We start from the raw sequence: 12,512 nt of genomic DNA, 5'->3' as shown, positions 1-12,512 counted from the left end.
CACTCCGCGCCTACTCCAGCGGCTGCTCCGTCCAGATCACCTTCCCGGTGGCCGTGTACCGCGTTCCCCACCGGTCCGCGAACTGCGCGACCAGGAACAGCCCGCGCCCGCCCTCGTCCATCGTCGCCGCGTACCGCAGGTGCGGCGAGGTGCTGCTGCCGTCGGACACCTCGCAGATCAGCGACCGGTCCCGCAGCAGCCGCACCCGGATCGGCCCGGAGCCGTACCGGATCGCGTTGGTCACCAGCTCGCTCAGGATCAGCTCGGTGACGAACGCGGCCTCGTCCAGCCCCCACACCGCCAGCTGCTCCGCCACCGCCGCCCGGACCCCGCCCACCGCGGCCGGGTCGGACGGCACGTCCCACTCCGCCACGTGGTCCGGCGCCAGTACCCGGGTCCGCGCCACCAGCAGCGCGATGTCGTCCTGCGGACGCTCGGGCAGCATCGCCCCCAGCACGTCCGCGCAGGTCTGCTCCGGCGTGCGCGGCGGCCCGGTCAGCGCCGCCCGCAGCTGCTCCAGCCCCTCGCCGATGTCGCGCTCGCGGTCCTCCACCAGCCCGTCCGTGTACAGCACCAGCCGGCTGCCCTCGGCCACCTCCAGCTCGGCCGTCTCGAACGGCAGCACCGCCAGCCCCAGCGGTGGCCCGGTCGGCAGCTCCGGGAACTCCACCCGCCCGTCCGGGCCCACCACGGCCGGCGGCGGGTGCCCGGCGCTGGCCAGCGTGCAGCGCCGCGACACCGGGTCGTAGATCGCGTACAGACAGGTCGCCCCGGCCAGTTCGGCGCCCTCCCCGTCGGCCGTCTCGTCCTGGTCGATCCGGATCACCAGGTCGTCCAGATGCCCCAGCAGCTCGTCCGGGGGCAGGTCCAGCGTCGAGAAGTTGTGGATCGCCGTGCGCAGCCGCCCCATCGTCGCCGCCGCGTGCAGCCCGTGCCCCACCACGTCCCCGACCACCAGCGCCACCCGCGCACCCGGCAGCGGGATCACGTCGAACCAGTCCCCGCCGACGCCCTCCTGCGCGGGCAGGTACCGGTGCGCGACGTCCAGTGCGCTCTGCACGGGCAGGCTGCGCGGCAGCAGGCTGTGCTGCAGGGTCACCGCCATCGCGTGCTCCCGGGTGTACCGGCGCGCGTTGTCGATGCACACCGCCGCGTGCGCCACCAGCTCCTCGGCCAGCGCCAGATCGTCCGCCTCGAACGGCTCCGCGCGGTCCGCCCGCCAGAACCGCGCCACCCCCAGCAGCACCCCGCGCGCCCGCAGCGGCACCCGTGCCAGCGAGTGCACCCCGTACGCGAGGATCTGCGCCGACCGCTCCGGGTCCTGCTTCCGCCACCCCTGCGTCTCGGCCAGCCGCGGCTCCAGCCGCGGCTCCCCGCTGTCCAGGGCCCCGGCCAACGGCGTCGTCGGCACCACGTTCAGCACCGTGCCCACCGGGTAGAACGGAGCGTCGCTCCGGACGCCCGCCACCGCCGCCCGCCGCATCTGCACCAGCGACGAGCCCGCCAGCGGCTCCTCGCCCGCCAGCACCTGCTCGGCCAGGTCCACCGTCACGAAGTCCGCGAACCGCGGCACCGCGACCTGCGCCAGCTCCTCCGCCGTCCGCGTCAGGTCCAGCGAACTGCCCACCGTGACCCCGGCGTCGTACAGCAGCCGCAGCCGCCGCTGCGCCACCTCGGCCCGGCCGGACAGCGCCAGCAGCTCGGTGGAGTCGCGCAGGGTGGCGACGAAACCGGGCGGGCCGCCGTCCCGGTCGGTGAGCCGGACGTTCACCGCCAGCAGCCGCTCCCCGGCCAGCACCACCTGGTCTGTGACCGGCCGGTCGGCGGTCAGCAGTTCCTCGGGGGCGCGCTCCAGGCCCAGCTCGGTCACCAGCCGGCCCTCGGCGTCCGGCGGCAGGTCGAGCAGCCGCCGTGCCTCGTCGTTGCAGAGCAGCAGCCGCCCGTCCCCGCCGACGATCAGCACGCCCTCGCGCACCGCGTGCAGCACGGCCGCGTGGTGGTCGTACATCCGGGTCATCTCGGTCGGCCCGAGGCCGTGCGTCTGCCGCCGCAGCCGCCGGCTGATCAGCGCCGTCCCGAGCATTGCCAGCCCGACCGCACCCGCGGCGGCGCCGAGCACCACCGGTAGCTGCCGCTCGCTCGCGGCGCTCACGTTCGCGAGCGTGACACCCGCCGAGACCAGCCCGGCCACCGAGCCGTCCGGCGCGTACACCGGTACGACCGCCTGGACCAGCGGGCCGAGGGTGCCGGTGATCTGCTCGGTCACCACCTGCCCGTGCAGGGCGGGCTGGTAGGTTCCGACGAACTTGTGGCCGATCCGGGCCGGGTTGGGGTGGGTGTAGCGGATGCCGTCCTTGTTCAGGACGACGATGAAGTCGACGCCCGACGTTATCCGCGCGGACTGCGTCTTCGGCTGGAGGATCGCGGTCGGGTCGGGGGAGTGCAGCGCGTCGACGATGCCCGGCGAGTTGGCGAAGGTCTGCGCGACCGCCACCGACCGGTTGCGGGCCTCGTGCTCGGCGTCGTTGCGGGACTGCACCACCAGCGCCACCGCGGCCGCCACCACGAGCAGCAGCACCACGAGGATCTGCAGCGCGAACACCTGTCCGGCCACCGACCGGCGCTTGACCGGCCACGCCCGCTTGGCGCGTGGCTGCTGTTGCCGACCGTATGGGCGCCCACCGGAGGGGCCGGCGGAACCAGTAGCACCAGAGGCCGACGGAGCCCAGGATCGGCCCGGAAAACGGGCCATACCGTCATGTTTGCACCCCGGCTGGCGAGGGGCCAAGGCCAAGCCGCCCAGCCCCTGGGGCCCGGCGGGACCGTTTGGCCTTCCCCGCCCCGGCTTGGCAAGATCGCAGGGTGTCCGAACCCAGCACCATCACCGACCCGGCCGACCCCCGCCTCGGCGACTACACCGGCCTCACCGACGTCGAACTGCGCCGCCGGCGCGAACCCGCCGAAGGCCTGTTCATCGCCGAGGGGGAGAAGGTCATCCGCCGCGCCCTCGCCGCTGGCTACCGGATGCGGTCGATGCTGCTCACCCCCAAGTGGCTGGACGTGATGGCCGACGTCATCGCCGAGGCGGACGCGCCCGTCCACGTGGTCGAACCCGCGCTGGCCGAAGCCGTCACCGGCTACCACGTCCACCGCGGGGCCCTCGCCTCGATGGAACGCATGCCCCTCCCGGACGCCGCCACCGTCCTCGCCGGCGCCCGCCGGGTCGCCGTCCTCGAAGGCCTGGTCGACCACACCAACCTCGGCGCGATCTTCCGCAGCGCCGCCGCCCTCGGCATGGACGCCGTCCTCCTGTCGCCCGACTGCGCCGACCCGCTCTACCGGCGCGCCGTCAAGGTCTCCATGGGCGCCGTCTTCGCGGTCCCCTACGCCCGCCTCGACCCCTGGCCCGCCGCCCTGGACACCGTCCGCAACACCGGATTCACCCTCCTCGCCCTCACCCCCGCCGACTCCGCCGTCGACCTCGCGACCCTCACCTCCCAGCACCTCCCCAAGACGGCCCTCATGCTCGGCGCCGAAGGCGACGGCCTCACCCGCCCCGCCATCGCCGCCGCCGATCACCCCGTCCGCATCCCCATGGCCCACGGCATCGACTCTCTCAACGTAGGCGCCGCCGCGGCGGTCGCCTTCTACGCCGTCACCACTCCCTGACCCACCCCCGCGCAGCGCCCCCCAGACCCTCCCTGCCCTGGCCCAACCCCTGCGCCCTCCTCTCCCTCACCACCCAACCCCCGCGTCCCTCGCCGCAACATCCCAATCCCCGCGCCCCGCAAGGGGCACGGGGAACTGCGCGCAGCGGAAGGCCACGACCCGCACCCTTGCTCCGGGCCCCCAACTCCACAGCCCCAATAAGTCCAGCCCCCCGAGGCCTCGCGCCCTGACGCACGCCCCCACCCGGAGCAGAAACGATCCTGCTCAGCCCCCAAGCCCCCGCCCTGCGCTGAAAGTCGGCCCAGCCGACTTCCTAAGCCCGGGCGCCGACACCTCACCAGGGGCTCCTCTGCTCGTCGCGCCCCAGGCGGCCGATTCTCTCGGCGTCATCCCGCACCGAAGGTCGGCCCGGCCGACTTCCTGCGCTCAGCCCGCCGCAGCCGTCGGCGGGGCGGGGGCAGCGGCTGGGGGCGGGGTGGTGAGGCCAGTGCCGCCGGAGGCGCCTGCGCCGGGCCAGGATTCGTCGAGAGTGCCGTCGGGCCGCACCATGTAGCGGGTGGAGGTGACGGCGCCGGTCTGGGCGACGCGTTCCTCACGGACCACCGCGCCGCCGTCGAGCCGCCAGGTGGCTTTGGCCTGCGGGTCGGCCGTCGACGAGCGCGAGGTGGCGGCGACCGGGGTGTCCCCGGTGAACGTGTACAGCTGGACGAGGTCGACGGGCACCGCGCCCTCCGCCCGCCGCAGGACGACCACCGTCGCCGGTGCCCCCTTGAACCGCACCGGCAGCACCGCGCTGAGCGCGACCTGCGGCCCGGCCCCGGCGGAGTGCCCGTCCCGGAGCGCGATGCCCGGGCCGCCGGCCGCGTCGGGGTAGCTGCGGTTCGGCCAGTCCACGGCGGGCCCCGGCCCCTGCGGCGGAGCCAGCGCAGCGTCACCCGGGGCCGCCCCGCCCCGCGCCGCCGCCGCAAGCGGCGTAGCGGACGGTGCAGTCGACGGCGTGGCGGAGGATACGGCGGACGGCGTCGCAGCCGCCGCTCCGTCCACCGACGTACCGGCCCCCGTCTGCCCGGTGGGGGAGACGCTCACGGTCGGCCCGCCGCCCGGCCGCAGGCCCTGGTTGCTCCGGTTCTCGCACCCCTGCGCCGCCGCGATGGCCAACGCCACCCCGATCGTCACGGTGACGAAGACGACGAGCCGCTGCCGCAGCAGCCGCTGCCGCGCGGTGGTGGGCCGCCCGCCGGGGGCCGGGGTGTGCTGCCGGTCCCGGGGCCGCCTGCGGTCGCGGGAGCCGGGGTGGCCGGGTGTCGGGGTCTGCTGACGGTCCCGCACCGGACGGGCCGTCGGCGTCGCCTCGGGCCGGGGGTGCGGAGCGGCCGCTCCCTGCGGGCGCCGCTGCGCCGCACCGGGGGCCTGCCCGGCGGGCCGGCTGGACGCCATTGCCCGGGCCCGCGCCGCAGCCGGGTCCGGCGACCGCCCGGGCGCGGGCACCCCGTGCCGCACACCACCCGACGCGTCCGCGTCCGCGCCCGAAGCAGGGGCAGGTGCCGGAGCCGTACCGCGCCGCGCGCCGCGCACCCCGCCGGCGGCCCCCGCTGCCGCGCCGCGCGCCGCGAGTTCGCTGAGCCGCTCGTGCAGGGCGGCCGCGCCGGGCCGTTCGGCGGGCTCCTTGGCCAGGCACGCCCGGATCAGCGGCGCCAGCTGCGGCGGTACGGCCGACAGGTCGGGCTCCTCGTGCACGACCCGGTAGAGCATGACCTCGGACGAGGCCCCCGACCCGAACGGGGTGTCCCCGGTGAGCGCGTACGCGAGTGTGGCGCCGAAGGCGAACACGTCCGTGGCGGGTGTGACGGCGACGCCGCGCACCTGCTCGGGCGCGAGGAAGCCGGGGGAGCCGACTGCCGTGCCGACGTGGGTGAGGGTGCTGGCGCCGCGCGACCACGCGATGCCGAAGTCGATGATCCGGGGGCCCCGGGGCGAGAGCAGGATGTTGGACGGTTTGAGGTCGCGGTGGACGACGCCGGCCTCGTGCACCTTGACGAGCCCGTCGGCCAGCGCGGCACCGATCCGGGCGGCCTCGGGCCAGCTGAGCGGCCCTTCGTCGCCGACCCTCTTGTAGAGGGAGGGGCCGGGTACGTAGGCGGTGGCGAGCCAGGGGCGGTCGGCCTCGATGTCGGAGCCGACGACGCGGGCGGTGCAGCCGCCGCGGATGCGGGAGGCGGCGGCGATCTCGCGGGCGAAGCGGGTGCGGAACTCCTGGTCCTCGGCGAGTTCGGCGCGGATGAGCTTGAGGGCGACCCGCTGCCCGCGCCGGTCGGATCCGAGGTAGACGACGCCCATGCCGCCGGCGCCCAGTCGCCGGTGCAGGCGGTACGGCCCGACGATGCGGGGGTCCTCACGCCTCAGCCGCATCATCGCCATGTCCGTTCCCCGTCAGCCTGTGGGTGAGGCCCCGTCGGTTGGGGCATCGTCAGTTCCTGTCCGGCACAGCTTACGGACTGCCTGCTGCGGTGTGCTGATACGCAACACCTCAAGCCGCCGTGCGATTGTCTGATCTTGCGCTGACCTGCAGGTCAGCGGGGTGCCGAAACGTTTCTCGGGGTCGCCTCTCAGGGTTCCCCCGGGGGCCGGGCGAAGACCGTCTCCCCCTGCGGTAGTAGTCCCTAAGTCTGACCGTCATCCTCCCGGAGGCCCGAGGAACAGTACGACGGCATGACGCCCGAACAGCCCCCTGCGCCATAGCGTTGTCCTCAGCGGTGGACGGGGAGCTCGTCCCCCGAGGTAAGCCGTCCACCGCGCCAACTCGATCGGACTTCAGCTACCGGCAAGCACCGAGCACGGATCAGGAGTAGGGGCATGGCACCGCAGCTCACGGGAACCTCCCGCCGCCGTCGGCCGGCCTTCACCCAGCCCCGCTCCGCGGAGCCCACGCGGCACCCGGCGGTGGCGCTGGCCATGGCCCTGCCGTGCGCCGTGCTGCTGGTGGCGCTGTTCGGCGGCTGGGAGCAGATGGTGAACCAGGCCCAGGCCGTCGCCGATCTGATCACCCACTGATCGGGCGCTGAGACTTGGTCGGCCATCACGGCCGGCCGCTGAACGGGCACTGATCCCCTGGGGACGGGGAACCAGTGCCGCCGGGGAGGCCGCGGCCGCGTTGACACGCGGACGGGCGAGGAGCGGTGCGCAGAGCACCCCGGCAGGCGGAGATGCCGCGTACGGACGTCGGTGAGGGCGACCGTACGCGGCTCTTCTCTTCCCGCGACGTTCCACGATGTGCCACGGCGCGAACACGGCCAACGCCGACGAACCGCCAACGAACACGGCCAACGCCAAACAGCCGGGGCCGCGACCCTCACGGATCGCGGCCCCGGCCGTTACTGTGCGCGATACTGGGATTGAACCAGTGACCCCTACCGTGTCAAGGTAGTGCTCTCCCGCTGAGCTAATCGCGCCTGGTGTGGCCGGTCCTGCAGCAGACCCCGAAAGGCCCGACGTGCGCGATACTGGGATTGAACCAGTGACCCCTACCGTGTCAAGGTAGTGCTCTCCCGCTGAGCTAATCGCGCCTGGTGTGGCGGTCCTGCAGCAGACCCCGAAAGATCCGACGTGCGCGATACTGGGATTGAACCAGTGACCCCTACCGTGTCAAGGTAGTGCTCTCCCGCTGAGCTAATCGCGCGGGGAGGTCTCCCGGTGGAACCGGGTGAGCCTCTTGGAGGTGGAGACGGGATTTGAACCCGTGTACACGGCTTTGCAGGCCGTTGCCTCGCCTCTCGGCCACTCCACCAGGCAACACTCGAAGAACGATCTTACACTGTTCTCCATCGAGCGGACGACGAGATTCGAACTCGCGACCCTCACCTTGGCAAGGTGATGCTCTACCAACTGAGCCACGTCCGCCTGTCTCCCCGGGATCTTCACCGCTTTTCTTCGGCTGCGCTCCCTGGCGACGTGTTGAACTCTAGCGGATTCCCGGGCCAGCTAAAAATCCGTTCCCGCAGCGTGCACTCGGTGCACACCCGCAGGACGCTCGCGCCGGCCGCACGCCCCCGGCCCGGGCCCGCGCCCCCGACCTACACTTCAGGCACCGCCGCTCAGCACGACCGCGCAGGAGAACCGTGTCCGGCCCCACCGCCCCCCACACCCCGCTCGCCCGCTTCGGTGGCCGCCTCGCCACCGGACTGCGCGACGTCACCTCGGACCCGGCCGCCCTCGACTCCACCGGCTACTGGGCCGTCGCCTTCGACTTCGAGGGCCGCCTCACCTGCGCACGCTTCGCCGACGTCCGCCCCGCCCCCGCGCCCCCCTCCGGCGCCGGCTGGCGCGGACCGGACGCCGGCAGCTGGCACAGCTCCCTGGACCGCGACGCCTACACCGCGGGCGTCCGCCGCATCCGCGAGCACATAGCCGCCGGCGAGGTCTACCAGGCCAACCTCTGCCGCGTGCTGTCCGCGCCGCTGCCCGACCCGGCCCGCAGCGACATCGACGCCCTCACCGGCCTCCTCGCCCACGGCAACCCCGCCCCCTACGCGGGCACGATCCGGCTGCCCGAGCACGGCGTCGAGATCGCCACCGCCTCACCCGAGCTCTACTTGCGCCGCACCGGCCGCACCGTCTCCTCCGGCCCCATCAAGGGCACCGGCCGCACCGAGGACGACCTCCTCGACAAGGACCACGCCGAGAACGTGATGATCGTCGACCTGGTCCGCAACGACCTCGGCCGCGTCTGCGCCACCGGCAGCGTCACCGTCCCCGACCTGTGCGCCGTCGAGAAGCACCCTGGCCTGGTCCACCTGGTCTCCACCGTCGAGGGCACCCTGCGTGACGGCGCCGACTGGCCCGGCCTGCTGGCCGCCACCTTCCCGCCCGGCTCCGTCACCGGCGCACCCAAGTCCAGCGCCCTGCGGATCATCGAGGCCCTGGAGACCGCCCCGCGCGGCCCCTACTGCGGCGCCGTCGGGTGGGTCGACGCCGACCGGGGCGAGGGCGAACTCGCCGTCGGCATCCGCACCTTCTGGCTCGACCGGACCGACCCCGCGGCCCCCCTGCTGCGCTTCGGCACCGGCGCCGGCATCACCTGGGGCTCCGACCCCGACCGCGAGTGGGACGAAACCGAGCTGAAGGCCGCCCGCCTGGTCGCGATAGCGTCGGGCAGCGAAACCCTCTGAAGAAACCCTCTTTGAGGAGCAGCGCTCGATGCAGAACCCCACCAAGAGCTGGGTCAACGGCACGCTCGTCGACTCCGCCGACGCCGCCGTCTCGGTCCTCGACCACGGACTCACCACAGGCGACGGCGTCTTCGAGACCATGAAGGCCGTCGACGGCGAGGCCTTCGCGCTCACCCGCCACCTCGACCGCCTGACCCGCTCCGCCCGCGGCCTCGGCCTCCCCGACCCCGACCACGACCGGGTCCGCGAGGCCTGCGCCCAGGTCCTCGCCGCCAACCCGATGCCACTCGGCCGGCTGCGCATCACCTACACCGGCGGCAACGCCCCGCTCGGCTCCGAACGCGGCGACTCCGGCGCCACCCTGGTCGCCGCCATCGGCGCGGTGAACCGCCGCCCCGACACCACCGCGGTCGCCGTCGTCCCGTGGCGCCGCAACGAGCACAGCGCCGTCGCCGGCCTCAAGACCACCTCGTACGCCGAGAACGTCGTCGCCCTCGCCGCCGCCCACCGCGCCGGCGCCTCCGAGGCCCTGTTCGCCAACACCGCCGGCCTGCTCTGCGAGGGCACCGGCTCGAACGTCTTCGTCGTCATCGGCGGCCGCCTGCTCACCCCCACCCTCGCCTCCGGCTGCCTGGCCGGCATCACCCGCGCCCTCGTCGTCGACTGGTGCGGCGCCGAGGAGACCGACCTGACGCTCGAAGCCCTCCAGGACGCCGAGGAGATCTTCCTGACCTCCACCCTGCGGGACGTCCAGGCCGTCACCCGCGTCGACGGCCGCGAACTGCCCGGAATCGGCCCGGTCACCGCCAAGGCCATGGCCGTCTTCACCGAGCGCAGCGGCGACGACCTCGACCCGTGATCCGGGCCCCGCGGATAACCCTTCCGGGGTGGGGAAGGGACCACCACATGACCACCACGCTGCGCCCCGAGGGCCCCGAGACACCCACCCCCGCCGGGGGCCGCACCAGATGCTGGCAGATCTGCGCCAACGGGCGCCCGGTCGGCGCGCTGCGCACGACGGCCGTCCCCCACGGCAGCCAACTGTGGGGCGAGATCGCCGAGTTGGAGGTCATGGAGGGCCGCGGCCGGGGCCGTGGGACGTTCGGCGCGCTCGCGGCCGAGGAGGTGCTGCGCAGCTGGGGCTGCACCCGGGTGGACGCCAACATCCCCGAGTCGGCGCCGATCGCCCGCGGCCTCGCCGCCGCCCTCGGCTACACCGAGCGAATGCGGAACCTGTCCAAGCGCCTGACCGCGGCCCCCGCCCTGCCCGCCGGCGTCACCGCACGCCGGATCGGGGCCGAGGAGTTTCCGGCCTGGCTCGACCGCGCCGCCGAGGGCTACGTCCGCTCGCTTACGGACTCCGGCCTCAGCGAGGAGCAGGCCCGCGCCAAGTCGCACCTCGACCACCTCCGCCTGCTCCCGCAAGGCGCGGACAGCCCCGGCGTCGCCCTGCGCAGCCTCTACGCAGAGGCGGACGCCGAGCCGCTCGGCTCGCTCTGGGTGGACCTCCACCTGCGCGACCTGCCCGACGGCGAACCGCTCGCCTGGGTCATGGTCGTCGAAGTGTCTCCGGCCCACCGGGGCCGGGGACACGGCCGGACGCTGATGCTGCTCGCCGAACGCGAGTGCCTGGCCGCCGGGGTCCACACCCTCGGGCTCAACGTCTTCACCGTCAACGAGGTGGCGATCCGGCTCTACGCCTCGCTCGGCTACCAGGTCACCAACCGCCTCTACGGCAAGCCGCTGTGACCTGACATGACGTCAGGAAGCCTTCGCCTCCTCGATGATGGCCACGATCCGGTCCCGCAGGCCGTCCTGGCTCTGCCCGCCGTCCAGCCGCTTCCCGGCGATCACGTACGTCGGCGTGCCCTTCACCCCGATCGCCTTGCCCTCGGCCTGGTCGGCGTCCACGGTCAGCATGTGCCGGCCGTCGATCAGCGCCGTGTCGACCTCCTCCGGGTCCACCCCGACCTCGCGCGCCACGTCCACCAGCACCTGCTGCCCCCGCGCGTCCAGCTCCTCGACGCGGGCCAGCAGCGCCTCCACGAACGGCCACCCCAGCCCCTGCGCGAACGCCTCCTCGGCGGCCTCCGCGGCCGCGTAGGCGTGCTTGTGCTTCTCCAACGGGAAGTGCCGCAGCTCGACGGGCAGGGCGTCGCCGTACTGCGTGCGCAGCGCCCGTACGTCGTCCAGGGCGGTACGGCAGTCCGGGCACTGGAGGTCGCACCAGAACTCAAGACGGGGGAGGGAACCTTCGATCATTCCCCCAGTGTTCCACTAGTGAACCCCCGCGCCGCCCGGCGGTGTGCCCGAGGGCCGAGCGACAGGAGGCACCAATGACCAGGACGACCCGACGCGACGGGACACGGCCGTGCTGACCGCCGCGATCAGCTTCGTGCTCACGGCGGCCGGAGTCGCCGTCGCCGGCCTGCGCGCCTACCGGCGGCACTTCCTCTCCGCGACCCGCTGGTTCGCGGTGGCCCTGCTGCCCGCCGGGCTCTACCTGACCGGCCTGTTCCCCGTCGCCCGCACGATCGGCCGAGAGTTCGCCGACTGGGCCACCAAGCTCGTCTTCGACCCCCGCGTCTGGACGGGCATCGTGCTGCTCGGCATCTCCGTGGCCCTGCTGCTCACCACCCGCCGGCTGGGCCGCCGCGGCGCTGTGGAAGCCCCGGAGTCCCGCCCGGCCGCCGCCGGCCCGGCACCCGAGCGCCCGGCGGTGACGGCCGCGCCGCCGAAGCCGAAGAAGGCGGCGGCGAAGAAGCAGGACGACGGCCTCGGCGACTTCGCCGACATCGAGGAGATCCTGCGCAAGCGCGGCATCTGAGCGGAGCCGGGCGGACTCAGACGGACGGCACGGCCTCGGCCGAGCGCTGCCGCGCCCGGTAGGCGGCGACGTGCAGCCGGTTGCCGCAGGTCCGGCTGTCGCAGTAGCGCCGGGAGCGGTTGCGTGAGAGGTCCACGAAGACCCGCGCGCAGTCCGGCGCCTCGCAGCGGCGCAGGCGCTCGCGCTCGCCCGCCATGAGGATGAAGGCCAGCGCCATGCCCAGCTCGGCGGCCAGGTGATCGCCGAGCGCGGCGTGCGGGGCGAAGTAGTGGATGTGCCAGTCGTGGTGGTCGTGGTTGGTGAGCCGGGGCGTCGTCCCGGCCGCCGCGACGATCCCGTTGACCAGCTCGGCCGCCGCCGCGGTGGACTCGGTGCCGAACACCTCGCGCAGCCGCGAGCGCAGCTCGTGCACGCTGCGCAGGTCGTCGGCGGTCAGCGAGTCGATCTCGCTGATCTCCTGGCGGATCACGAAGGTGTCCAGCGCGGCCACGTCGGGCAGTAGCTCGGTGCCGCAGACCTCGGGGGCGGTGTTGAGCAGCTCGACGAGGATGCTCAGCGCGCACTCGGTGTCGTGGGTGATCAGCACGTGGGGACTCCTCGCGGAGGGGGACTTCGGTACCCCGCGTCTACGGTTACCCCAGACCATACCGGGCCGTGCGACAGAAGGACGGCGCCTTCTTTCGAAGAAATGTACGGATGTCGTCAATGTGACAGAAAGCGGACGGCGGTCAATCGAATAACCGTCGCGAATGATCACCGGAACCCCGGAAAACCAGCGGCGCCCGGCAGCGAGGCCGGCCACCCGTACGGATGGCCGGCTCCGGTGCCGGGCGCCTGCGGTGCTCCGGCCC

The 12,512-nt window shown here is 73.7% G+C and carries 9 protein-coding genes, 5 tRNA genes and 1 pseudogene; 6 read left to right on the top strand and 9 right to left on the bottom strand.

All coding sequences use genetic code 11. The annotated features are described in order from the left end of the window. Positions 1–10: 10 nt before the first annotated feature. Complete coding sequence (locus KV557_RS14465) at positions 11–2,752, bottom strand: SpoIIE family protein phosphatase (protein ID WP_218200303.1); 2,742 nt, start codon at positions 2,750–2,752, stop codon at positions 11–13. Between the two features lie 110 nt (positions 2,753–2,862). Between KV557_RS14465 and KV557_RS14460 the strand changes: the two genes are divergently transcribed. After that, a complete protein-coding gene (locus tag KV557_RS14460; RefSeq protein ID WP_218200302.1) occupies positions 2,863–3,669 on the top strand; it encodes a TrmH family RNA methyltransferase in 807 nt (268 codons plus the stop codon). A gap of 1,167 nt (positions 3,670–4,836) precedes the next feature. Here KV557_RS14460 and KV557_RS14455 read toward each other — a convergent pair. Beyond that, positions 4,837–6,087 (bottom strand): annotated as a pseudogene (locus KV557_RS14455) (protein kinase domain-containing protein); the annotation flags it as partial. A 435-nt stretch (positions 6,088–6,522) separates the two neighbouring features. Here KV557_RS14455 and KV557_RS14450 point away from each other — a divergent pair. Then, positions 6,523–6,720, top strand: a complete 198-nt coding sequence (locus KV557_RS14450) for a hypothetical protein (RefSeq protein ID WP_218200301.1) — start codon at positions 6,523–6,525, stop codon at positions 6,718–6,720. A 326-nt stretch (positions 6,721–7,046) separates the two neighbouring features. Here the strand turns inward: KV557_RS14450 and KV557_RS14445 are convergent. From KV557_RS14445 to KV557_RS14425, 5 genes are all read right to left on the bottom strand, one after another. Then, positions 7,047–7,118, bottom strand: a tRNA-Val gene (locus tag KV557_RS14445). 42 nt (positions 7,119–7,160) lie between these two features. Further along, a tRNA-Val gene (locus tag KV557_RS14440) sits at positions 7,161–7,232 on the bottom strand. 41 nt (positions 7,233–7,273) lie between these two features. Next, positions 7,274–7,345 (bottom strand) — tRNA-Val (locus tag KV557_RS14435). Between the two features lie 34 nt (positions 7,346–7,379). Beyond that, a tRNA-Cys gene (locus tag KV557_RS14430) sits at positions 7,380–7,453 on the bottom strand. A 40-nt stretch (positions 7,454–7,493) separates the two neighbouring features. Then, positions 7,494–7,566, bottom strand: a tRNA-Gly gene (locus KV557_RS14425). 218 nt (positions 7,567–7,784) lie between these two features. On the opposite strand from KV557_RS14425, the gene KV557_RS14420 reads away from it, so the two are divergent. Genes KV557_RS14420 through KV557_RS14410 form a run of 3 tightly spaced genes read left to right on the top strand, consistent with a single transcriptional unit; the run spans position 7,785 to position 10,583 of the window. Continuing rightward, entirely contained in the window at positions 7,785–8,834 is a 1,050-nt protein-coding gene (locus tag KV557_RS14420; RefSeq protein WP_218200300.1) for a chorismate-binding protein, read from the top strand. A gap of 28 nt (positions 8,835–8,862) precedes the next feature. Further along, complete coding sequence (locus KV557_RS14415; protein WP_218200299.1) at positions 8,863–9,693, top strand: aminotransferase class IV; 831 nt, start codon at positions 8,863–8,865, stop codon at positions 9,691–9,693. A 47-nt stretch (positions 9,694–9,740) separates the two neighbouring features. Next, positions 9,741–10,583, top strand: coding sequence for a GNAT family N-acetyltransferase (locus KV557_RS14410; RefSeq protein WP_218200298.1), 843 nt, complete (start codon positions 9,741–9,743; stop codon positions 10,581–10,583). A 12-nt stretch (positions 10,584–10,595) separates the two neighbouring features. Here KV557_RS14410 and KV557_RS14405 read toward each other — a convergent pair whose 3' ends face one another. Further along, positions 10,596–11,096 (bottom strand): DsbA family protein, encoded by a 501-nt coding sequence (locus KV557_RS14405; RefSeq protein ID WP_218200297.1) that lies wholly within the window; start codon positions 11,094–11,096, stop codon positions 10,596–10,598. A 109-nt stretch (positions 11,097–11,205) separates the two neighbouring features. On the opposite strand from KV557_RS14405, the gene KV557_RS14400 reads away from it, so the two are divergent. After that, positions 11,206–11,661: a hypothetical protein gene (locus KV557_RS14400; protein ID WP_218200296.1), complete on the top strand. Its 456-nt coding sequence runs from the start codon at positions 11,206–11,208 to the stop codon at positions 11,659–11,661. A 16-nt stretch (positions 11,662–11,677) separates the two neighbouring features. Here KV557_RS14400 and KV557_RS14395 read toward each other — a convergent pair whose 3' ends face one another. Continuing rightward, the gene (locus KV557_RS14395; protein WP_218200295.1) at positions 11,678–12,247 is read right to left on the bottom strand and encodes a CGNR zinc finger domain-containing protein; all 570 of its coding nucleotides are present in this window, start codon (positions 12,245–12,247) and stop codon (positions 11,678–11,680) included. Between the last annotated feature and the right edge of the window lie 265 nt (positions 12,248–12,512).

Source organism: Kitasatospora aureofaciens, from assembly GCF_019192735.1.
Classification (GTDB): domain Bacteria; phylum Actinomycetota; class Actinomycetes; order Streptomycetales; family Streptomycetaceae; genus Kitasatospora; species Kitasatospora aureofaciens_A.
This window is presented reverse-complemented; position numbering and strand designations above follow the sequence as displayed.